Source organism: Marinomonas sp. ATLA20 (assembly GCF_057180105.1).
Genome location: NZ_JBXUKU010000020.1, coordinates 1 through 22,006 on the forward strand (window position 1 = coordinate 1; position 22,006 = coordinate 22,006).

Sequence of the window (22,006 nt, forward strand, 5' to 3'; positions counted from 1 at the left end):
CTGATCCCATCCCGAACTCAGAAGTGAAAAGCGCCATCGCCGATGGTAGTGTGGGAGATCCCATGTGAGAGTAGGTCGTCGTCAAGCTTTATATTAAGAGAAACCCCATCCTGCTCAGCAGGGTGGGGTTTTTTCGTTATGGGGAATCTCCTGAACGTCGCCGATTGTCGTCCCACAAGGGGATAAGCATCCCGCAAGGGGATAAGCATCCCGCAAGGGGATAAGCATGTGGGGCTCTTTATAACAGACAAGCATGTGAAAATAGATCATCATCAAGCTTTATATTAAGAAAGCCCTGATAGCTAGGCTGTCAGGTTTTTTCGTCTGTAGAAAAGTTGAATACGAAGAGACTGAACCGCCTTCTCCCATCTCGAACTTTTTGCAAGCCGCGGGCGCTCACCATCGCCGATGGTAGTCCCACAAAGGGATAAGCATCCCGCAAGGGGATAAGCATGTGGGAGATCCTATGTGAGAGTCCCACAAGGGGATAAGCATCATCAAGCGTTATGCTAAAAAAGCCTTGATAGCTAGCACTATCAGGGCCTTTTCGTCTCGAAAAAACTCAGGTTATAATTTCAGATGCATTGATTATTTGACTTCATTTCTCAGTATATTGCGAGAGGATCGTAAGTAATATGTTTAAGCAGATGGTGTTATCTATAGCAACTTGTAAGCGGTGGCTGAAAAAAATAAATAGGACTCAAACTAAGTCCATTTTATTTATTTAGCGAATTCTGTTTTGATCTATTTAAACCTTGTGTCATTGCTTAATAATGCGTCAGGTTTTGATATTACTTATAGAAATATTGCTAAATTTAGGCTTGTTAAGAATTTTATAAGGGCTATTAATTTATTTAGAATGAGATCTTTCTTGTTCTCCTTTATTCTGGTGTCTTTAAAGATAAGTTTTCATGAGAGTGCTATGAGAAAAACGTCAAATAGAGTGTTGCCATGCTAGATCAAAAAGAACAAAAGCAGGTAGATAGAAGAAATACTTTCAAATTGGTCGTTTCTCAGTTCTTGATTAATTTAGGTGATGTTTTAATCAATCCAAAAGTTACCTTACCTTGGCTGTTACAAAGTTTGGGTGCCCCTTTATATCTGTTGGGATGGTTGGTGCCAATACGTGAATCTGGGTCACTATTACCTCAGTTAGTTATTGCTCACTTTATTTATAGAGTGAGAATTCGAAAATGGGTCTGGGTGTTAGGTAGTCTCATTCAATCGTTATCTGTGGTAGTGATTGGTTGTGCCGCTTTGTTACTAGAAGGTGCTAGTGCCGGTTGGACTATTGTTGCAGCATTGATAATTTTCAGTGTGGCACGGGGTCTTAACTCTGTTGCGTCGAAAGATGTACTTGGAAAGACGGTTGTGAAAAATAAGCGCGGAAGAGTCTCTGGCTGGTCGTCTAGTGCTTCTGGTCTTATTACTATCGGTATTGCTGTCTGTACGCTATTTTTCTTAGACAGCGTTCAGGGGGATAGGTTTTTTTATGTGTTGGGAATTGTTGCTGCGACACTGGTTTGGTTACTTGCTGCTTTAATTTATTCTTTTGTAAAAGAACCTTTAAGTGAGGTCGGAAATAAAGGTAAGAAACTAGGGGATGTCTTTAAAGAGCTTAGCCTATTAAAAACGGATTCTGTATTTCGTGAATTCGTTATTGCTCGTTCATTATTTTTATGTGCGGCTTTGAGTGCTCCTTATTATGTATTAATTGCGCAGCAGGGATCTGAAAATAACGTTTCTGTTTTAGGTCTATTTATTTTGGCGAGTGGTTTAGCTTCTCTGCTATCATCTCCTTTTTGGGGCTTGTTTTCAGATTATTCTAGCCGAAAAGTAATGGCATCTGCCTCTTTTTTGAGTGCTTTCACTGGTGTCGCTTTATTTTCAATAGTTGAGTTTTATTCTGATGTAAGCTTTAGGGTAGTAGTTATTGTGATCCTGTATTTCGTTTTGAATGTTGCTCATCAGGGTGTCAGAATTGGCCGTAAAACGTATTTGGTGAATTTAGGAGAGGGAAATAAGCGAACTAGTTACGTATCTGTAAGTAATACTATCATCGGTTTTATATTACTGGTCATGAGTAGCATTAGCTTACTGGCCTACTCTATTTCTTTGGCCTCTCTTGTTTTGGTGTTTTCGTTAATTACTTTAGCAGGGGTCTATATGGTGATTCGATTACCTGAGGTCTAAAAAGCGACACCCTTGGAATATTTTGGAAGTTAAGGGCTTTGTCGCTTCTATCTGTTTTTGGTTAGTTAGGTAGTGGGATTGAAGGAGCGTATTTTACGCGGTTGAGAGCGACGGTTGAGGTTAGGCCTCTGACAGAGGGGAGGCTTGCAAGGGAATCATTTAGAAATGTTGATAGTGCTGGTAGGTTTTCGCTAATAACCCGCAACCAGTAATCTGCTTCTCCGCTAACTGAGTAACATTCTAATATTTGCGGAATGGCTTCAATGGCTTTTTTGAATTCTTGATCTGAGTTTTTAATGCTTTTATCAAGTTTAATGTTTAAAAACGCAGTGACTTGGTAGCCAAGTTCACTTGCATTAAGATGAGTAAAGTAAGCTTCAATTAAATTGTTTTGCTCTAGTCTTTGTAGTCGTCTTGAACATTGGGAAGGAGATAGATTGACTTGTTCAGATAGTGCAACATTGGTAAGTCGTGCATTGCCTTGTAGCGCTTTAAGTAAACGCCAATCATAATTGTCTAGTTCAAGATGGTTCATTCAAGGTTCCTTATCAGCATCTAAGAGTGCTGTTTTTCTTATATTGAATAAGCTGATTCAGCTAGATCAATTAGAATAAGGTGTTTTGTAAAGTAAACAAGTTTAAAAATGTTATATTTGCTTTTTTTTAGACATTTTTTTGCACGTTTATTTGTTTTTTACATGAATAGACGGAATGTAATCCAGATTGTGTTCTGATCCATAAAAAATGCCGCTTATCATTTTCGATAGCGGCATTCTGTTGTTCGTTACTAAATATCCAGGTATTTATTCCTTGGGTAGGTTGTTAGCTAGCCACTGCAAGGCTTCTGGATAAGGCTGTGGCAGATCTAATTTTGTTAAGGCCGACTCTAATATTGAGTGGTTGCCAGAACAAAAGTTGAGGTGGCCCACTTTTCTTCCTGGACGAACTTCCTTTTTATACCAATAGAGTTCTAAACCTTGTAGGTCGAGCCAATCATAGTTGAGGTCGACGCCAATCAAGTTAACCATCATACTTTGATTTTTGATTTCTGCTGGCGCCAATGGAAGACCTGTGACGGCGCGCACATGATTTTCAAACTGACATACACTTGAACCTGCCTGAGTCCAATGGCCACTGTTGTGGACCCTTGGAGCAAGCTCATTGATGAGTAATTCATCACCTATACGGAAGCACTCCATCGCCATCACGCCAACATAGTCTAGGGCGTTCATAAGTTTGCTCAGCATAGTTTCTGCTTTGCTCTGTAGAGGCTTTAGGCGTTCTAATGGTGAGATGGAAGCGTAAAGAATGCCATTAATATGAAGGTTCAATGTTAGAGGATAAAAATGGGTATCACCGTTTTTACCGCGAACACCAACTAATGACACTTCTTCATCAAAATTGATGGCTTGTTCCGCAATCGCTTGGCCTTTCCAATCTTCCGGTATTTCGGTTTTTTCAGATTGCTTTAACCAATATTGGCCTTTGCCATCGTAACCACCGCGACGACGTTTCATCAGCACGCGCTCGCCTAATGTTTCGTAAGCTTTCGTGGCGGTGGAATCAGACTCAACTGGAAACCAAGGTGCTGTTGCTAGTTCTAGACGATCTAGCCATTGTTTTTGGGTTAAACGATCAGCAAGCTGTGGGAAGGTGGCTAAGTTGACAAAGTTGCTGTGCGTACCGAGTTGTTTGGTCGCCACGGTTTCAGGCCATTCTTCTCTTTCTGCTGTCACAATATCTGTCGGAGATAGGTCTAGTGTCTCAGTCGATTCAATATCCACTGGACGAATATCAAGACCAAGTGGTGTTCCTGCTTGTTTTAGCATAGCGCCTAATTGACCTGCGCCTAATACCCATAGAACTGACATAGATTAAGCCTCTCTTGGGTCTGGATTCGCTAAAACGGTTTCGGTTTGATTAGTGCGGAAAGCTTCAATTCTTTTCGCGAGCTCAGGATTAGAGACAGCTAGAATCTGGCAAGCTAATAAACCTGCATTGAAAGCGCCAGCGCTACCAATAGCAAGGGTTCCAACAGCAACGCCTTTCGGCATTTGTGCGATAGAAAGTAAGCTATCCATGCCGTTTAGAGCTTTGCTTTGCACAGGCACACCCAGAACAGGTAGGTGTGTATGGGCAGCTACCATACCAGGCAAATGAGCCGCACCACCAGCGCCACCAATAATGACCTTAAAGCCTTTATCTGCAGCGCTTTCTGAAAATTCTGCAAGTTTGACTGGTGTTCGGTGCGCGGAGACAACTTCGACGTGGTAGCTTACGCCAAGAGCATCCATTATTTCTGCGGCACTTTCCATTGTCGCCCAGTCACTTTTTGATCCCATTATTAGGGCTACATCTGCTTGCAAAATTCTTCTCCTATAAGTGGTATCCAACGCGGCATTGAGGGGGGTTGTACGTTGAATCTAATCAGTAAGTTTGTCTTGTTTAAACGCGGCCTAACACGTTTGCGTATGACAATAATTTGTGGCTAATATAGCCGATTTTGAGGGAAACCGCGAGCTTTGAGGTAGGTAGAAATACACAAGTTGAAATATAGATAATGAGAAAAGAAAAGAGCGACTAGAGTCGCTCTTGGAGGTACTTTTCGTAATCTGGAATTTGTCGTTCAAATTCGCTTTCGAATAAGGGCGACGTCACCAAAAAATTGGCTGAAGAAACGCTACAAGCAATAGGGATGTTCCAAACCGCTGCGACTCTGAGAAGTGCTTTAATGTCAGGGTCATGAGGCATCGGTTCAAAGGGGTCCCAGAAAAAGATCAGAACATCAATTTTACCCTCTGCGATGAGTCCACCAAGTTGCTGGTCGCCACCGAGAGGGCCGCTAATGAGAGACTGTACTGGAACATTCAATTGCTTTTGCATTAAATTGCCAGTGGTGCCAGTCGCCATCAGATTGTGCTTGATCAGTTTTTCTTTGTGTTTTTCTGCCCACTCAATAAGAGCAGGTTTCATATTATCATGAGCAACCAGAGCGACGTTTTTACGCTCTGGTGTCGTGATCGTTTTTTGTTGCAACGTTTTACCTTTCACTGTGACTTATTCCTCAACAGCACCGACTTTGACGACTTTCATCATATTGGTAGTGCCATAGCTGACCAAGTGATCGCCTTTTGTCACAATCACAAGCTCGCCATCTTTGATTAGACCAAGAGATTTAACATGGTCAACTAAGCCAGCAACAATTGTGTCTACATTGAACTCTTGTGAAGAGAAAGCTACCGGTGTTACACCGCGATATAAATTCACTTTGTTTAGTGTTGCTTGGTTTGGAGACAATGCATAGATTGGTAAACCAGAACTGATGCGAGACATTAGTAGTGGTGTTGTCCCTGACTCTGTCAAGCTGATGATCGCTTTTACGCCTTCCAAATGGTTGGCTGCGTACATAGCGGACATCGCAATGGTTTCATCGATACTGGTAAACGTAACATCGATACGGTGTTTAGAACGGTTGATTGCAGGTTGTTTTTCAGCGCCCAAGCAAACACGGTTCATGGTTTTAATTACTTCTTCAGGGTATGCTCCAGCCGCTGTTTCGGCAGAAAGCATGACCGCGTCGGTGCCATCTAGAACCGCGTTGGCTACGTCAAATACTTCCGCACGAGTTGGCATAGCACTGGTAATCATGGTTTCCATCATTTGTGTCGCGGTAATAACAGGGCGGTTCAATTGACGACAACGCTTGATCATGTGTTTTTGTACACCGATCAATTCTGCGTCACCAATTTCAACACCTAGGTCACCACGAGCCACCATAACAGCATCAGAAGCAAGAATGATTGCATCCAGCGTTTCATTATCAGCAACGGCTTCAGCACGTTCTACTTTAGAAACGATACCCGCTTTAAGGCCAGCCGCTTCCGCTAGAGCACGAGCTTCGTGTAAGTCTTCTGCACTACGAGGGAAGGACACGGCCAAATAATCAGCGTTTAACGCCGCTGCTGTTTTAATGTCTTCGCGATCTTTATCAGTCAATGCTGCCGCAGACAGACCACCGCCTTGTCGGTTGATGCCTTTGTTATTAGACAGAGCGCCACCTACGATGACTTTTGTAATGACTTCTTGGCCTTTTACTTCTAATACTTCTAAAACAACACGGCCATCATCAAGAAGTAGAATATTGCCAGGCTGAGAATCTTTTGCCAGTTGTGGGTAGTCGATACCTACGCGAGTTTCATCACCATTGTTCTTATCAAAACCCACATCAAGAATAAACGTTGCGCCATCTTTCAGTTCAACTTTGGTGTTTTTGAAACGCGCGATGCGAATTTTAGGCCCTTGTAGATCACCAAGAATAGCAACATGACGACCATTTTTCTTTGCCATTTCACGAACAACCTCGGCGCGGTTGATGTGGTCTTCTGGCTGACCGTGAGAAAAATTCAAACGGAATACGTTAGCGCCCGCTAAAATTAATTTTTCGATCATTTCTGGGGAGCTGGAAGCTGGGCCTAAAGTGGCAACAATTTTAGTTCTACGAGTCATTTTAAATACCAAAGATTAGAAAGCGTGATATGAAGTATAAGAGACGACGAAGGCTGCGTCAGCAGCCTTCGTGTATTTTGACTATTTCGCAGCCATTAATGCGATAGTATTATCAAGCATTCGGTTTGAGAAGCCCCATTCGTTATCATACCAAGCCATCACTTTTACTAATTTACCTTGTACGCGAGTTTGTGTCGCATCGAAGTTAGAAGTGTAGGCGTTGTGGTTGAAGTCAGAAGAGACAAGTGGCTCATGATTGACATGCAATACTTGCGCAAGAATCGGATCCGCTTTGATAGCGTCTTCAATGATTGAGTTTATTTCGTCTACTGTGGTTTCACGTGGTGCCAAGAAGGTTAGATCTACTAGTGAAACGTTGATAGTTGGTACTCGAACAGAAAGACCATCAAACTTGCCAACAAGTGCTGGTATGACAAGGCCAACAGCCGCAGCTGCACCAGTTTTACTTGGGATCATATTCATAGCGGCGGCACGAGCACGGTAAAGGTCTTCGTGATAAACGTCTGAAAGGCGCTGATCGTTGGTGTAAGCGTGAATGGTTGTCATCAAACCACTTTCAATGCCCAGTTTTTCACTTAATGGTTTAGCGAATGGTGCTAGGCAGTTAGTTGTACAAGAAGCATTAGAGATAACGGTCATGTCAGATGTAAGAATATCTTGGTTTACGCCATACACAACAGTCGCGTCAACTTCTTTTCCAGGCGCGGAAATGATAACTTTTTTCGCTCCGGCAGTAATGTGAGCGCTGGCTTTTTCTTTTGTTGTAAAGAAACCTGTGCATTCGTAAACAACATCAACGCCAAGCTCTGCCCAAGGAAGGTCTGCTGGATTGCGTTCAGAGAAAGTGCGGATTTTATCTTTGTTGATGTAAAGTGCTTCTTCATCAAATGTCACTTCTTCGTTGAAGCGACCGTGGACTGTGTCGTATTTCGTTAAATGAGCATTGGTTTTTGAATCGCCAAGATCATTAATGGCTACGATTTGGATTTGATCACGCTTGCCTGATTCATATAAAGCTCTAAGCGTGTTGCGTCCAATGCGTCCATAACCGTTGATAGCTACCTTAATCGTCATACTCACCTCTAACATAGTGCGAAATTTGCTTGATGTTCGAATTCGAACATCAAGCGTTCAATTTTGTTCTTTACGTAAAAATACTACATAAGTATTTTTTTAAGCAAGGATTAGTAACAAATTCCTTTCAATCTGGCTATTTATTAACCATCTATTGATCGACATCTAACATTGTACAGAATTATGTTACAGAAGTTCGGGTATTTTAGCTGAAATAGAGCCTTTCCCGAATTCTTTTTGTAAAAAAATTACAAAATATTGTATTAAAGTCGGTTTTTTCTAAGTTTTAGGCGTGAAATAAATTAAAAATGTAGTAATATTACATAATATTATAGTGTCAGGCAGTTTGCTGAGATAGCTGAATTAAAAAACGGAGAGAAGCATGAATCCGATTGTTGCTAAGGTAACGAACGACATCATTGAACGAAGCAAAGCGTTGCGCGGGCAATACCTTAAAGATATGAAAAAAGCGCAAGAGCAAGGGCCGCACAGAGGAAAGCTGTCTTGTGGGAATCTAGCTCATGGCTTTGCGGCATGCCAACCTCAAGATAAGCAAAAGCTGACTCTGATGGAGGAAGCCAATATAGGAATCATATCTTCTTATAATGATATGTTGTCTGCTCATCAGCCTTACGAAAATTATCCAGATCAAATTCGCGCTGCGGTGAAAGAAATGGGCTCTGTGGCTCAGTTTGCTGGCGGCGTACCTGCCATGTGTGATGGTGTTACCCAAGGTCAAGACGGCATGGAGTTAAGCTTATTTAGCCGTGACAATATTGCACAGGGTGCAGCAATCGCGCTTTCCCATAACATGTTCGATGCGGCTATCTATTTAGGTATTTGTGACAAGATTGTACCTGGCTTGTTGATTGCGGCACTGCGTTTTGGCCATTTGCCTGCTTTGTTTATTCCTGCAGGGCCTATGCGTTCGGGGATTACTAACGCGGCTAAAGCGGCCGTTCGTCAGCGTTATGCGCAAGGACAAGCGACTCGTGAAGAATTGCTTGAAGCAGAATCAGCTTCTTACCACAGTGCGGGTACTTGTACTTTTTACGGTACAGCTAACTCGAATCAGCTATTAGTCGAAATTATGGGGCTTCAGCTCCCAGGGTCCTCTTTTGTTAACCCAGACGATCCATTGCGAGGTGCACTGACTAACTATGCTTCTCAGTTGTCTACCAAGATCACGGCTTTGGGTCGAGATTATCGACCTTTATATGAAATAGTCGATGAGCGTAGCATTGTTAACTCAATTGTTGGTTTATTGGCGACTGGTGGCTCAACAAACCACACCATGCATATTGTGGCTTACGCTCGTGCAGCGGGCATTATTATTACTTGGGATGACTTCTCAGCTCTTTCTAAAGTCGTGCCGTCATTGACGAAAATTTACCCGAACGGCCAGGCGGATATTAATCACTTCCATGCGGCTGGCGGTATGGCGTTTTTGGTTAAGCAATTATTGAAAGGTGGATTGTTGCATGAAGATGTAAACACTATCGTCGGTAAAGGCTTAACACATTACACCAAAGAACCTTTCCTAGAGGGTAATAATCTGGTTTGGCGTGATGGCACAGATGAAAGTTTGGATATGGATGTTGTACGACCTATCGATAATCCGTTTAGCAAAGAAGGTGGGTTGGCCTTGCTTAAAGGTAATCTTGGTCGTTCTGTGATTAAGGTTTCTGCTGTAAAAGATGAAAATCGAATTATCGAAGCGCCTGCTGCTGTGTTTCACAGTCAAAATGCATTGGCTGATGCCATTGCGAGTGGTGAGCTAAAGCGCGACTGTGTGGCTGTGGTTCGCTTCCAAGGGCCAAAGGCAATAGGGATGCCAGAGTTGCATAAATTGACGCCTTACCTTGGTAATTTGCAGGATCAAGGTTATCGAGTGGCGCTAGTGACCGACGGTCGTATGTCTGGTGCATCCGGTAAAGTGCCTGCAGCTATTCACCTAACTCCAGAAGCATTAGCGGGCGGATTGATTGCTAAAATTCAAGATGGTGATATGGTGCGCTTGGATGCCATTGAAGGTACTTTGTCTGTGTTGGTCTCAGATGAAGAGCTTAATAAGCGTGAAGCGGCACAGCAAGATTTAACGGATTCCCATCAAGGTATGGGACGTGAACTATTTAGCGCACAACGCATTTTAGTGAGTGGCGCAGAACAAGGTGCTTGCAGCTTGTTTAATGATTAAACCTTTCCTCTGACTACTAACATTTGTTAGTAAATGGTGTTTAGGGGCTTGTTTCAAGCCCCATTTTTTTGTCTGTAATTTACTATTCTAGTTTATTGCTTAAATCTTTTGTTCTCTATTTCACTCGCAGTGTATCGATAGGTTATCAACCAAATATCATCTTAATCCAAATCAAGTATCAATATTTTAAAGATAAAAAAAGGCCCGAATCTGTTATAGATTCGGGCCTTCGTAAGTAATGAACTCGAAGAGCCAGTTACTTAGTCCATTGTATCTAGTGCTTTTTCGTATTCATCAAAAGATTCTGTTACAGACTCTTCTGGAGCACCTGTCGCTAAACTTACTGCAAAGATAGCAATAGTCGATAATACGAAGCCCGGAACGATTTCATAAAGGTCGAAAATACCACCCGTTAGCTGCTTCCATACCACAACGGTCACACCACCAATAACAATACCCGCTAGAGCACCGTTTCGGTTCATGTTACGCCAGAACAAGCTTAGAAGGATAGCTGGGCCGAATGCAGCGCCAAAACCAGCCCAAGCATAGGATACTAAGCCAAGTACAGAGCTTTCTGGGTTTAATGCAAGAACCAGTGCAATAATGGAAATCGCTACAACAGCAAAGCGTCCAACATTCACGATCTGTTTTTGAGTCGCTTCTTTATTGAATAGTTGCTTGTAGAAATCTTCAGCGAGTGCAGAAGAGGACACCAATAGTTGAGAATCTGCTGTACTCATGATCGCCGCTAAGATAGCTGCAAGAAGAATACCGGCCACAACAGGATGGAACACCGCGTTAACAAGAATCATGAAGATTTTTTCAGGATCAGCCAGATTGCCTGATAGGCTGCTATCAACAAATGTGATGCCAACTAAGCCGATAAGCAGTGCGCCAGCCATGGAAATGAATGTCCAAATAACCGCGATACGACGAGCTGTTTTAATGTCTTTGTTAGAACGAGACGCTTTAAAACGCGCTAGGATATGTGGTTGACCGAAATAACCTAGACCCCAAGCAACAAGAGAAATAATCCCAATTGCAGTGAGAGGTTCTCCACTAACGCTAGTCCAGATGTCTAGTAAGTTAGGGTTTTTTTCCATCAAGGTGCTAGACAGTTCTGACCAGCCACCATCAAGCGCAACAAGAGGTACTATTACCAGAGCTGCACTCATCATCAAGCCTTGCACAAGGTCTGTCCAAGCAACAGCTAGGAAGCCACCAAACAGCGTGTAAGAAACAACACATACTGTGCCGATAATTACTGCATAGGTGTAATCTAAGCCAAATACCGTTTCAAACAATTTACCGCCTGCAACTAAACCGGAACTTGTATAGAACAAGAAGAACAGCAAAATGAATAGGGCTGAGATGGTTTGAATAAGCTTTGATTTGTCATTGAAGCGAATAGACAGGAAGTCTGGAAGTGTCAGAGCGTTATTTGCTTTGATACTGTACGTTCTTAGGCGTTTTGCACAGATTAGCCAGTTAAGCCATGTTCCGACAAAAAGGCCACCAGCAATCCAGACAGATTCTAAGCCGGCTGCAAAGGCGTAACCAGGTAGCCCAAGTAGCAACCAGCCACTCATATCAGACGCGCCTGCGGATAATGCTGTAGGCCAAGGTCCTAGAGATCGTCCACCAAGAAAGTAGTCTTCAGAGCTGGAGGTGCGTTTGTAAGCGTACAGGCCAATTCCTAGCATAACTACTAGATAGGCTAGGAATGTAAAGCTGATCGCATAGCTGCTTTCTATCATTGTTATTGTCCCCAAATTGATATTATTACGGGTGAAATAACCTTCGATAGATAAGGTTATTTATCAGTATGGATAGTTTTTATCCTTGTATTACAATGTTTAGTAATAACCACTGACTGAGAAATGGCGCTTTAAAAGCGGCCTCTAAATCACACCCGAAAGAGTTATAATTGTTAAATCGTTGTTGTGATAGCCATTGATTTAATATGTGAAAATAATCAAGTTCTCGTAAAGAGAATGAATCGCATTATGACATATTTCAAGACATGAATCGATTCTAAGTGGCTGAGATAGGATAATCTTTCAAATTTCTCTGACAAAATTGCGAAAAAATCTGATGTGCTTCGTAAATAGGAGTGTTTAGGTAAATATCTTTTGATTTAGGCTATTTAGTGAAAGTGCAGTCAAAATAAAGGCACATAGTATGTGCCTTGTATCCTGGTGCTATTTCTTTTCAACTTTCGGTAATCGAGTGTCTTGAACGCTTTGTTTCAATTTTTTAAGATGAGCATTGAACTCTGGGCCACGCTTCAAAAGTACGCCAGTTGCTAGCGCGTCAATCAGAGTGAGGTAGACAATACGTGAGCTCATGGGTGTATAGATATCGGTATCTTCTGTCTCTTCAATTGGCAATACGATAGAGCAGTGCTCTGTTAGTGGAGAGTCAGGATTGGTTATACCGATAACTGTCGCCCCTGCTTCACGAGCAACTCGAGCCGTTTCGATTAGCGGTAAGGTACGTCCAGTATAGGAGATGATAACAATCGCATCACCTGAATGTGCTCCAGCCGCAGCCATTCGTTGAACTAAAATATCTGTATAAGCCACCACAGGCATATTTAAGCGGAAGAATTTATGGTGAGCATCTTTAGCAACTGGGCCTGATGCGCCTAAACCATAAAACTCGATCCGACGAGCTTGCGCTAATACATCCACGGCTCGGCTGATCAGCGACTCCGGTAAAATATCCTGAGCTCTGGTGAGGTTGTTCTTGGCGGCTTCAAAAATTTTCGCGGTAACAGCGCCAGGAGCATCATCAGGTTCAACGTTTAAGTTAACGTATGGCGTACCTGTCGCAAGGCTTTGAGCAAGTGATACTTTAAAATCAGGAAAGCCACTACCGATGAGACTACGACAAAAACGGTTAACCGTAGGCTCACTTACTTCCGCTCTCGCTGCTAGTTTTGCAATACTTGAATGGATAGTTGTTTTTGGATCGGCAAGAATGGCCTCCGCTACTTTTCTCTCGGATTTGCTTAACGTGCTCAGTCGTTCTTGTATCTTACGAATAATGTCTTCGTGTTTAATCATTGATCTGCTTCAAAGTTGACTATTGACTCGGAATGTTGAGTTGTTCATTCTGACAGCCGCTTACAATTCTGGCAATAAAAAAGGATTTAAAATGACTAACTTAACCGCCTATTTCGATAAAATGGCGAGTATTTTGCCTGAATTTAATAAAATTAAGGTGACGCCCTTTGAAGAAGGGTTCTCCAACAAAGTATATCGCTTGGATTGGAGTAACCTTCCTCAAATAGTGCTTCGCGTACCTGCTTTAGATGAAGCGGCTTTTGGTATTGATAGACAAAGTGAAATGACGGTACTACAAGCGGCAGCAAAATCCGGAGTTTCACCGCCTGTGTTATGGCATGATGATCGGGGCGGCTTTGCTTGTCAGTTTGTCGTTCAGCCGTCTTTAGGCTGGGATGTCATGCATTCCAATAGCAGCATCAAGAGAATTGCTAATGCGTTGGTTCAAGTTCATGGCTTTGCAGGGGTTGATCATCCCTTTTGTATTTATGATTTGATTGAGCGCTATCTGCAGTCGATCGAGTCTTTATTGTCTAAGCATTCAGATCTTCAAGAGGAAGTGAGGTATTTACGAGGCCTGTTTACGAACTTGCCACGCGTCAACCCCTGTTATTCTCCGGTGGTCTGTCACAATGACCTTAATCCGAAAAATGTTTTAATAGATGATGAGAATATCTGGCTGATTGATTGGGAATACACTGGCATGGGTGATCCTTTATTTGATTTAGCCGTGGTGGCTCGATCTCATAATTTAACCCGTGAGCAACAAGCTTATTTAGTAGAAAGCTATGATGATTCCCTTGATGTAGAAGAAACGTTGCAAAAAATCGCTAACTACAGCTTGGCTTATTCGTTGCGCGAGATGATATGGCTATTATTAAAGCATTTAACCACACCTGATGACCCCGATGCTTGGCCTTATTATGTGGATTTTAAAGCCATGCCATCGCTAAATCCTTTTTTGCAAACCTCAGCAAGTTAATAACCTTTTAATAAGACAAGAGTGAAAAATGACGTTAATTCCAAGTTGGCAAACACGGTTGGCAGACGAATTTAGTAAAGACTACATGCTGGCATTGCAGCAGTTTCTTTCTTCTGAGCAAGCTCAGGGCAAGGTGATCTATCCTGCGGAAGATGAGCGATTTACGGCATTAAATAAAACGCCTTTTGATCAAGTTAGAGTGGTCATTCTTGGACAAGACCCTTACCACGGAGAAGGCCAAGCTCATGGATTGTCTTTTTCGGTGAAGTCCAATGTAAAAGTACCGCCTTCGTTAGTGAATATTTATAAAGAGCTCGAGATGGACTTGCTCATTCCACCTGCGCAACATGGTTTTTTGGCGCAATGGGCGGAGCAAGGTGTCTTATTGCTAAATAGTGTATTGACCGTTGAAGCGAGTAAAGCGGGCTCCCATCAAAATAAAGGTTGGGAAGTTTTCACGGATAAAATCATCGAGCTAATTAACAACGAACATCAAGGCGTTGTCTTTATGCTGTGGGGAGCTTATGCCCAGAAGAAAGGTCGCCATATTGATCGTGATAAGCATTGCGTATTGGAAAGCGTACATCCATCGCCCCTGTCAGCATATCGTGGATTTTTGGGCTGTCAGCATTTTTCTAAGGCGAATGATTACTTAGTCAGTTTTGGCAAAGAGCCGATAAAGTGGGCATTAGAGCCAGTGAAAAACACAGATAAAGAAGAAAAAAGCCTGCAGATTGGTTTGCCATTCTAAATAGATTTTATAGCGCCTATTTGGCGCTATAAAATATTTAATACAGCGATTATTTTTTACTATCTAGAGAGTAGGGAAGCGGAAGTAAGGTGATTTCTTTACTATCCAAAAGGAGTTGTTCCGATTCACTCGGCTCAATGTTCAAAATAACCTGCGCATAATGTGTTTCTTGAATATGGGCGACAGAGAAAATTTTACCTATGTTTTTGCCTTCTTTATCGACAATATCCAGTGTCGTGTCTCGCGTTCCTTGCCAAGTCACTAATGCCAACTGTTTCTTCGATTTGCCTTTGTATTGCATGCGAGCAACGATTTCTTGTCCTGTGTAACAGCCTTTTGTAAAACTGATACCACCTGTGCTTTGCATGTTAAGCCATTGAGGTAAAATCGTTTCGCTTTGTTCAAGGTTAATAAGTGGGCGAGCGGCGAGTAGCTCTAATGGAGCTAACTCTTGGTTCTTTTCTTCGATGACGGTTTGGTTCGCAGGGGAAATAAGCCACTGAACTTCTAATGGCTCATTGCTAACAGTCAATGTAATGGTGTCGTTCTCTTGAGTGGTTGCAAAAATACTCGATGCTACATTGGAGTCGTCTTCTATTTTTTTGCTCGCTAGCTTTGTATAAACCGCAAAATGATCTTGTTCATCCGTCAATGTTGTTTTGAAAAACACAGCGTATTTTTTTAAATGCGATAAGGTTTTTTCTAGCAAATCTTTTGTCATTAGCATCAGCACATCATCGTTGCTCTGAACGATATAAAAGCTGCTGATAATGCGTCCCTTGATGCTACAGATGGCACCGTATAGACCATTACTGTGAGACAGTTTGTTCATGTCACAGGTTGTTTGGCCTTGCAGGAATTTCTTCGAATCCAAGCCTGATACTCGCAAAATTCCGATATCTTGCTGTTTCATGACGACGTCTTGGTTCTGTAGTGTTGAGTCAATAATATCGTGAAGAGAAGTCATAAAACGTTCCATAAAGTAGATCAGGCATATAAATAAGTGCAGTTACTCTGCGTGAATAGCCTATCAGTAATGCCTAATTTTTACTTTTCAATGGTCAAGGCGATAATGATTTTTTATAAGTAGAAGTCTACTCGGCAAATTGTTTTTGTATTTCAAGTAGTTTAGGTAACTCTTGTCTGAGTAGTGGGATGAGTGCTGGGTCAAAGTGTTTTCCGCTTTGTTCTGAAATGTAATTAATTGCCTCTTCAGTAGACCATGCTTTTTTATAAGGGCGTGCGCTGGTGAGGGCATCAAATACATCAACTAAGGCAACTATACGGCCTTCAATAGGAATTTCTTCGCCAGATAAGCCTTTGGGGTAGCCTGAACCGTCCCATTTTTCATGGTGCGTCATCGCAACAGAATGGGCTAGTTCGATAAGGTACGAACTGGGGTTAGAGAGAATCTCGCCACCTATTTGCGCGTGAGTCTTCATGACTTCATACTCTTCTTCGGTAAGCTTTCCCGGTTTTAGTAGTATGTTGTCTGCTATGCCTATTTTTCCTATGTCATGCATAGGCGCTGCCATCATTAAATCATCTGCTGACTCGTCGCAAAAGCCGTATGCCGATGCAATAACTCTCGCATAGCGGCTCATACGTTGTACGTGCATACCTGTTTCGTTGTCCTTGTATTCTGCTGCTCGTCCAAGCCTATGGATTAAATCTATGTGTGTGTTTAGTAGCTCATCTGCTCTAATTAAAGACAGGTGTGTTTTGACACGGGCTAAGACGATAGCGGGAACGATGGGTTTGACGATGTAATCAACGGCACCAATTTCAAAACCTTTTGCTTCATCGACACTGTCTTTTAATGCGGTGACAAATATTACTGGAATATGGGCTGTTGCTGGGTTTTGCTTTAGGCGCTCACAGACCTCTAAGCCTGTCATATCAGGCATCATAATGTCGAGTAGGATGAGATCGACAGGCTCTTTCTCTACCAGTTTTAATGCGTCTTGTCCTGATCGAGCAAAAGACAAACGGTAGCGTGCGGCTTGTAATACTTGTCTTAAGACGCGTAAATTTGACGGTTCGTCATCAACCAATAGTACGCGAGGTGCAGGTTTACTTCCGATTCTCATAGGGTGGCGTCCTGTGTCATCAATTCTTTTAAGTTGTTAAGGCCCTTGATAGCGCTATCGAATTCAAAGTCTGAGATCGCTTTACTAGCGGAAACAGCATGTGACTTCATATTTTGGGGGACGCAGCTGATAAGCAAGGCAATATTGTCGTCGTCTACTTCGCCCGAGTCTGCGGACATAATGAGCGTATCGAGAAGTGCTATTAATTGTGTTGTAGATAGCGAATTTTGAGTGTCTGTATTTGGTATCTCAGAATGGCTGCTGTATTGATTAATTAATTGCTGTAGCTCTTCAAAGAAATGAGTCAATAAAACGCTTAAATACTGAATGCTTTTTAGGAATTGATTGTGGTCTTTTGTTTGTGCGACTTGTTCTATATTAGCCATACAATTGGAGATATTTAATAATGCTAGGTTGCCAGACGTGCCTTTTATCGCATGTGCTAAAGCACAAGCCTCTTCGAACTCTTGATGATCTAGGTGAGCTTTTAGTCTATCTACTATATGGGCGTTAGCGTCTGAAAATTTTGTTAGTTCAGCGAGATAGATTTTTATGTCATTCCACAATGATAGACCCTTATCTAAATGGATCTGGGGATTTTTACGATTACCCTTTGTATGGTTACTATCTTGCTGATTAATGAATGTGGGGGTTTCATTCAAAACTCTCGCCATTTCAGTGGTTAAGGCTCCAAGATCAATAGGTTTGTTGGCAAAGCCATCCATCCCCGCTTGCTGAGCATCTAATTTATCCTCTAATAATACGTTTGCTGTTAAAGCAATAATGGGAGTGTGAGTTAGTTGGTGCTCTTTTTCATAGCTGCGGATAACTTGGGTAGCGGTTAAGCCATCCATATTCGGCATCTGAATATCCATTAGAATAATGTCAGGTTTTATCATTTTAAATTGTTCAAGTGCATCAATACCGTCTTTTGCTGTAAAAATGCTATGGCCATGTCGCTTAAGCATAATAGTTAATAGCGTTAGGTTTTGTTCAACATCATCGGCCAACAGTATTTTTCTTGGTGCTATAGCTGGCAGTTGAGGCGTTTCAGCACTCAGTAGTATTTCTGTTTCTGCAAGAGGTAGCTCAAAAGAGAAACAGCTTCCGGTTCCTACTTCGCTTGTTACCTGGATATTGCCGCCCATGAGAGTGACTAGTTGTTTGGATATACTAGTGCCTAAACCTGTTCCGCCAAAGCGACGGCTCATGGTGGCATCAGCTTGTGTAAATGGGTCAAAAATATGTGGTAAGCGTGATTCTGGAATACCTATGCCTGAATCATTTACAGAGAAGCGCACGTTGCCATCATCTAGTGTTGACACAGTTAGAGCAACATAGCCTTTCTCGGTGAATTTAATTGCATTACCTAAAATATTCATCAGAACTTGGCGGATGCGATCTTCGGCACCCAAATACGCTTCGGCAACATCGGGCTCAATATGAAAGTTTAGTTCTAAACCTTTATTTCTTGCTTGTAGCCATAGGGTAGAAATGACCGTATCGACTGAGTTTGCAAGTAAAAAAGGTTGTATGTCTAATTCAAGCTTATCTTTGTCTAATTTTGCACTGTCGAGTATATCGTTTAGAAGGTGTAACAGAGAGCGAGCCGATTTACTGATAACCGAAAGGTGTTTTTTGTTTTCGCCCGAGATTTCTGACTCCAATAAAATGTCAGAAAAACCTATGATAGCGTTCATTGGTGTACGTATTTCATGGCTCATGTTAGCTAAGAATGAGGCTTTACTTTCGGCTGATGCTTCGGCTTTGACCTTAGCGTGACGAAGCTCGTTTTCCATTTCAACACGATGTGAAATATCTAAAATAACACCATCAATCCATTCGGGAACATCATGAGTATTTAAAATGACAGAGCCATTTTCTAAAACCCAAACATAATGGCCTTTTTTATGTCTCAATCGATATTCTAACTTATAGTTTTTACGTGATGTGACGGCTTCATCTATAACGATAGCAATATTATTTTCGTCATCTGGGTGAACTAGCTTAGCGAAGGAAACGGTTTTGTTGTAAAAATCGGATGTGCTCCATCCTGTAATATCGTAAATGGCATCACTTACAAAAAGAGTTGTCCAGTGCTCATCCATCAAGCAGCGAAAAGAAGCGCCAGGAATGTTTTTGATTAAAGAGCTGTATTGTTTTTCGCTTTTTTTGATGGTTTCTTCTAATGATTTTCGTGTTGAAATGTCGCTAATAAAGCCCACAAATAACGTGTCACTATTAGGTATATCAACTTTCCCGACCCCCAATCTAATAGGGAAAATATTCCCATCCCTGTTGATGGCATGAATTTCTCGTTCTGTGCCCGCTATGTTTGCTTCACCGGAATCTCTAAAAGAGGCTAGAGCATGAGTGAATTCGTCAGCGTATTTTTGAGGAAACAGAACACCAAAATGCTGGTTAATTATTTCCTCTTCGCTCCAGCCAAAAATGACAGAGGCCGCCTTATTAAACTCTTTAATCGTGCCGTAGCTATCGATTGATATAATGCCATCTACAGCCGTATCTAAGGTTGTTTTTAGGCGAACTTCACTGGCTGTTTTTTCCAGTAATAACTGACGATAGCGCAATTGTGACGCGATGTTTGCCGCTAGAATTGACAGTAATAATGTGATGATTGCAACAACGAGCGAAAGATAGCTGTTAGCACTGTTTTGTACATGAGATATGCCAGCGTCGCTGGACGAAATGAACCTTGCGCCAGCCATGCCTACATAGTGCATACCTGAAATAGCGGCTCCCATAATAAGTGCACTGATGCTGCTGATCCACTTCTGGCTTAAATGAGCCCAAATTTTTCTGACATAGTAATGCGTCGATAAGGCGATAAACGCCAGAACAACGGCAATGATCAGCGACGCTAAGAACCACATAGGATCATATTTTAGCTCAACGTCCATTTCCATTGCTGCCATGCCAATATAATGCATCGCTCCAATACCGCCGCCCACAAAGGCACCGTTTGCAAATAGCTGCCAAATGCTCAGGTCCGTTCGAATTAATCTTTTTAGCGTGATATACGAAGCTAGAATAGCGGGTATCAGAGAGAGTGCGGTTAGCCAAGGGTCATAAGAAATTTCATGTCCCATGTTAAATGCCAGCATGCCGACAAAGTGCATGCTCCAAATACCACCAGCCATAATGAAAGAGCCAGAGACAAGGGCAATCTTTTTATATTTATCGATAACAATATGCTGCGCGATAGAGGCAAAATGCAGAGCAAAAAAAGAGGCCGCTGAAGCGAGAGCGATAGAAAGGGCAACCAGTAGATAGTTGTAGTCTCCCATAGCTAGGTGAGTGTGATCGACTTGAGTAACAAAGAAGCTGTTTAGTAACTGCATTAACTCTACTTATTTCCTGAATTAGGTCACGAGGCGCGAGAGAATTTAAGAATTATTTATTTTGCTGTTTATATGTCACAAACTAACCGTTTTTATTCTCTACTTGTACTAAAAAGGCTAATTAATAGAATTGTATTGACACTTTTACCTATTATTTCGAGTATGAAACGCTATAGATACAATAGTGCAGCATGCCATATAAAAATTAAAACAAAACACCACTTTTGATGAAGAAGAGTAACAAAATGTATTTAGGTCTTGATCTTGGAACCTCTGGTTTAAAAGGCGTCGTTATTGACGACAATGGTAATGTATTGGCCCAGGAGTCGGTGTCTTTAACTGTCGATAGTCCTCAGGCTACTTGGTCAGAGCAAAACCCATTGTCATGGTGGCAAGCGTGTAAGACGGTTGTTCAGCAATTGCAGCAGCGTTTGGATTTAAGCAAATTGAAAGCGTTAGGGTTATCGGGGCAAATGCACGGCGCTACCTTACTTGATGCTCAAGGCAATGTTTTACGTCCTTGTATCTTGTGGAACGACGGTCGGAGTCAAGCTCAGTGCGAAGCCTTGATGGCGCAATTTCCGGAATTAATCGAACGCTCTGGCAACCTTTATATGCCAGGCTTCACCGCGCCTAAAATACGTTGGGTACAAGAAAACGAGCCAGAGATATTTACTAATTTGGCACATGTATTATTACCGAAAGACTACTTGGCTTACCGATTGACAGGCACCATGTCTTCCGACTGCTCAGATGCCGCCGGTACGCTTTGGTTAAATCCTGAAACACGTCAATGGGATGATGCTTTATTGGCCGCAACAGGACTAACGCAAGCCAATATGCCAAAAATGTACGAAGGCTGTGATGTTGTCGGTAGTTTGTCTGAAGCGGTTGCTCAAGAGCTTGAGCTTCCCCAATTACCTGTTGTGGCCGGCGCTGGCGATAATGCTGCTGGTGCGGTGGGAATGGGAGTGACGAATCCTGGTCAAGGGTTTATCTCATTAGGTACTTCTGGTGTGTACTTCACAGTGAGCGAGTCCCATAAAGCCAATCCTCTCAATACGGTACACGCTTTTTGCCATGCTTTGCCTAATCGTTGGCATCAAATGGGTGTTACCCTTAGTGCAGCGAACTCATTAGCTTGGTTTGCAAAGCTGGTGGATAAATCGGTTGCTGAGTTGTTAGACGCGCTTGAAGACAGCGATATGCAACGCACTAACGTGTTGTTTCTGCCTTACCTTAGTGGCGAGCGAACACCACACAATGACCCGCTAGCTAATGGGCAATTTATTGGGTTAACGAATACAACGAATGTTGAAGCGATGACGTTGGCAATACTAGAAGGCGTGGCCTTTTCTTTATTAGATAGTCAAAACGCTTTGTACAGTGCGGGAAGTGCCGTAGATGAGCTTTCTTTAATTGGTGGTGGCGCGCGTTCTGCCTTGTGGCGTCAGATTATTGCTAATGTATTGAATAAGCGCCTTATTTATCGTGATGGCGGTGATGTAGGGCCAGGCTTGGGGGCAGCACGTTTGGCATTGTTAGGCGAGAAGCAAGGCCAAAATAAAAGCATTGAGTCGCTAATTACAGAATATTGCACCATGCCTGACGTATTAGAAGTGCATGAACCAGACTCTTCTTTAGGCGCTTATTATCAAGAGAAGTACGCTTTATACCAATCTCTTTACCAATCGACAAAAGACCTAAACGAAAAATTGATGCAATTGTCGTCTTAATAACGACAGTTGCTTTTTAATGATTCT

16 protein-coding genes and 1 rRNA gene are annotated in these 22,006 nt (G+C 42.3%); 6 read left to right on the top strand and 11 right to left on the bottom strand.

Going from position 1 to position 22,006, the window contains the following annotated elements:
• Together rrf and AC2A4J_RS19710 are read left to right on the top strand one after the other, a co-directional pair.
• Window positions 1-87, top strand: a 5S ribosomal RNA gene (gene rrf, locus AC2A4J_RS19705); the annotation flags it as partial.
• 864 nt (window positions 88-951) lie between these two features.
• Complete coding sequence (locus tag AC2A4J_RS19710) at window positions 952-2,193, top strand: MFS transporter (protein ID WP_484177213.1); 1,242 nt, start codon at window positions 952-954, stop codon at window positions 2,191-2,193.
• A 61-nt stretch (window positions 2,194-2,254) separates the two neighbouring features.
• Here AC2A4J_RS19710 and AC2A4J_RS19715 read toward each other — a convergent pair whose 3' ends face one another.
• The 6 genes from AC2A4J_RS19715 to gap form a co-directional block, all read right to left on the bottom strand.
• The gene (locus AC2A4J_RS19715; protein WP_484177214.1) at window positions 2,255-2,728 is read right to left on the bottom strand and encodes an Lrp/AsnC family transcriptional regulator; all 474 of its coding nucleotides are present in this window, start codon (window positions 2,726-2,728) and stop codon (window positions 2,255-2,257) included.
• Between the two features lie 267 nt (window positions 2,729-2,995).
• Window positions 2,996-4,063, bottom strand: a complete 1,068-nt coding sequence (gene purK, locus AC2A4J_RS19720) for a 5-(carboxyamino)imidazole ribonucleotide synthase (RefSeq protein WP_484177215.1) — start codon at window positions 4,061-4,063, stop codon at window positions 2,996-2,998.
• 3 nt (window positions 4,064-4,066) lie between these two features.
• Window positions 4,067-4,558 (bottom strand): 5-(carboxyamino)imidazole ribonucleotide mutase, encoded by a 492-nt coding sequence (gene purE, locus AC2A4J_RS19725; RefSeq protein WP_255828091.1) that lies wholly within the window; start codon window positions 4,556-4,558, stop codon window positions 4,067-4,069.
• A gap of 214 nt (window positions 4,559-4,772) precedes the next feature.
• Complete coding sequence (locus AC2A4J_RS19730) at window positions 4,773-5,243, bottom strand: methylglyoxal synthase (protein ID WP_255828092.1); 471 nt, start codon at window positions 5,241-5,243, stop codon at window positions 4,773-4,775.
• A 6-nt stretch (window positions 5,244-5,249) separates the two neighbouring features.
• Window positions 5,250-6,698, bottom strand: a complete 1,449-nt coding sequence (gene pyk, locus AC2A4J_RS19735; RefSeq protein ID WP_255828094.1) for a pyruvate kinase — start codon at window positions 6,696-6,698, stop codon at window positions 5,250-5,252.
• A gap of 81 nt (window positions 6,699-6,779) precedes the next feature.
• A complete protein-coding gene (gene gap, locus AC2A4J_RS19740; protein WP_484177216.1) occupies window positions 6,780-7,793 on the bottom strand; it encodes a type I glyceraldehyde-3-phosphate dehydrogenase in 1,014 nt (337 codons plus the stop codon).
• Window positions 7,794-8,175: 382 nt separating this feature from the next.
• Here gap and edd point away from each other — a divergent pair, with 382 nt between their 5' ends.
• Window positions 8,176-9,990, top strand: coding sequence for a phosphogluconate dehydratase (gene edd, locus AC2A4J_RS19745; RefSeq protein ID WP_484177217.1), 1,815 nt, complete (start codon window positions 8,176-8,178; stop codon window positions 9,988-9,990).
• A 260-nt stretch (window positions 9,991-10,250) separates the two neighbouring features.
• On the opposite strand, the gene putP is transcribed toward edd, so the two are convergent.
• Together putP and AC2A4J_RS19755 are read right to left on the bottom strand one after the other, a co-directional pair.
• Window positions 10,251-11,747: a sodium/proline symporter PutP gene (gene putP, locus AC2A4J_RS19750; RefSeq protein WP_255828097.1), complete on the bottom strand. Its 1,497-nt coding sequence runs from the start codon at window positions 11,745-11,747 to the stop codon at window positions 10,251-10,253.
• 444 nt (window positions 11,748-12,191) lie between these two features.
• The gene (locus tag AC2A4J_RS19755) at window positions 12,192-13,058 is read right to left on the bottom strand and encodes a MurR/RpiR family transcriptional regulator (RefSeq protein ID WP_012068799.1); all 867 of its coding nucleotides are present in this window, start codon (window positions 13,056-13,058) and stop codon (window positions 12,192-12,194) included.
• A 91-nt stretch (window positions 13,059-13,149) separates the two neighbouring features.
• On the opposite strand from AC2A4J_RS19755, the gene AC2A4J_RS19760 reads away from it, so the two are divergent.
• Together AC2A4J_RS19760 and ung are read left to right on the top strand one after the other, a co-directional pair.
• The gene (locus tag AC2A4J_RS19760) at window positions 13,150-14,040 is read left to right on the top strand and encodes a phosphotransferase (RefSeq protein ID WP_484177218.1); all 891 of its coding nucleotides are present in this window, start codon (window positions 13,150-13,152) and stop codon (window positions 14,038-14,040) included.
• A 28-nt stretch (window positions 14,041-14,068) separates the two neighbouring features.
• Window positions 14,069-14,791: a uracil-DNA glycosylase gene (gene ung / locus AC2A4J_RS19765; protein ID WP_255828099.1), complete on the top strand. Its 723-nt coding sequence runs from the start codon at window positions 14,069-14,071 to the stop codon at window positions 14,789-14,791.
• A 49-nt stretch (window positions 14,792-14,840) separates the two neighbouring features.
• Here ung and ygfZ read toward each other — a convergent pair whose 3' ends face one another.
• From ygfZ to AC2A4J_RS19780, 3 genes are all read right to left on the bottom strand, one after another.
• Window positions 14,841-15,758: a CAF17-like 4Fe-4S cluster assembly/insertion protein YgfZ gene (ygfZ, locus tag AC2A4J_RS19770; protein WP_255828100.1), complete on the bottom strand. Its 918-nt coding sequence runs from the start codon at window positions 15,756-15,758 to the stop codon at window positions 14,841-14,843.
• 127 nt (window positions 15,759-15,885) lie between these two features.
• On the bottom strand, window positions 15,886-16,881 hold the full coding sequence (locus AC2A4J_RS19775; RefSeq protein WP_255828101.1) for a response regulator: 996 nt from the start codon (window positions 16,879-16,881) through the stop codon (window positions 15,886-15,888).
• The gene (locus AC2A4J_RS19780; protein WP_484177219.1) at window positions 16,878-20,243 is read right to left on the bottom strand and encodes an MHYT domain-containing protein; all 3,366 of its coding nucleotides are present in this window, start codon (window positions 20,241-20,243) and stop codon (window positions 16,878-16,880) included. The genes AC2A4J_RS19775 and AC2A4J_RS19780 overlap by 4 nt, the downstream gene beginning before the upstream one ends.
• Window positions 20,244-20,488: 245 nt before the next feature.
• Between AC2A4J_RS19780 and xylB the strand changes: the two genes are divergently transcribed.
• Window positions 20,489-21,979, top strand: a complete 1,491-nt coding sequence (xylB, locus tag AC2A4J_RS19785) for a xylulokinase (protein ID WP_484177220.1) — start codon at window positions 20,489-20,491, stop codon at window positions 21,977-21,979.
• Window positions 21,980-22,006 lie beyond the last annotated feature (27 nt).

Bases quoted from the DNA above. Each gene is read 5' to 3' on its own strand.
- AC2A4J_RS19710 (WP_484177213.1), top strand. From the start codon at position 952: ATGCTAGATCAAAAAGAACAAAAGCAGGTAGATAGAAGAAATACTTTC.
- AC2A4J_RS19715 (WP_484177214.1), bottom strand. From the start codon at position 2,728: ATGAACCATCTTGAACTAGACAATTATGATTGGCGTTTACTTAAAGCG.
- purK (WP_484177215.1), bottom strand. From the start codon at position 4,063: ATGTCAGTTCTATGGGTATTAGGCGCAGGTCAATTAGGCGCTATGCTA.
- pyk (WP_255828094.1), bottom strand. From the start codon at position 6,698: ATGACTCGTAGAACTAAAATTGTTGCCACTTTAGGCCCAGCTTCCAGC.
- gap (WP_484177216.1), bottom strand. From the start codon at position 7,793: ATGACGATTAAGGTAGCTATCAACGGTTATGGACGCATTGGACGCAAC.
- edd (WP_484177217.1), top strand. From the start codon at position 8,176: ATGAATCCGATTGTTGCTAAGGTAACGAACGACATCATTGAACGAAGC.
- putP (WP_255828097.1), bottom strand. From the start codon at position 11,747: ATGATAGAAAGCAGCTATGCGATCAGCTTTACATTCCTAGCCTATCTA.
- AC2A4J_RS19755 (WP_012068799.1), bottom strand. From the start codon at position 13,058: ATGATTAAACACGAAGACATTATTCGTAAGATACAAGAACGACTGAGC.
- AC2A4J_RS19760 (WP_484177218.1), top strand. From the start codon at position 13,150: ATGACTAACTTAACCGCCTATTTCGATAAAATGGCGAGTATTTTGCCT.
- ung (WP_255828099.1), top strand. From the start codon at position 14,069: ATGACGTTAATTCCAAGTTGGCAAACACGGTTGGCAGACGAATTTAGT.
- ygfZ (WP_255828100.1), bottom strand. From the start codon at position 15,758: ATGACTTCTCTTCACGATATTATTGACTCAACACTACAGAACCAAGAC.
- AC2A4J_RS19775 (WP_255828101.1), bottom strand. From the start codon at position 16,881: ATGAGAATCGGAAGTAAACCTGCACCTCGCGTACTATTGGTTGATGAC.
- AC2A4J_RS19780 (WP_484177219.1), bottom strand. From the start codon at position 20,243: ATGCAGTTACTAAACAGCTTCTTTGTTACTCAAGTCGATCACACTCAC.
- xylB (WP_484177220.1), top strand. From the start codon at position 20,489: ATGTATTTAGGTCTTGATCTTGGAACCTCTGGTTTAAAAGGCGTCGTT.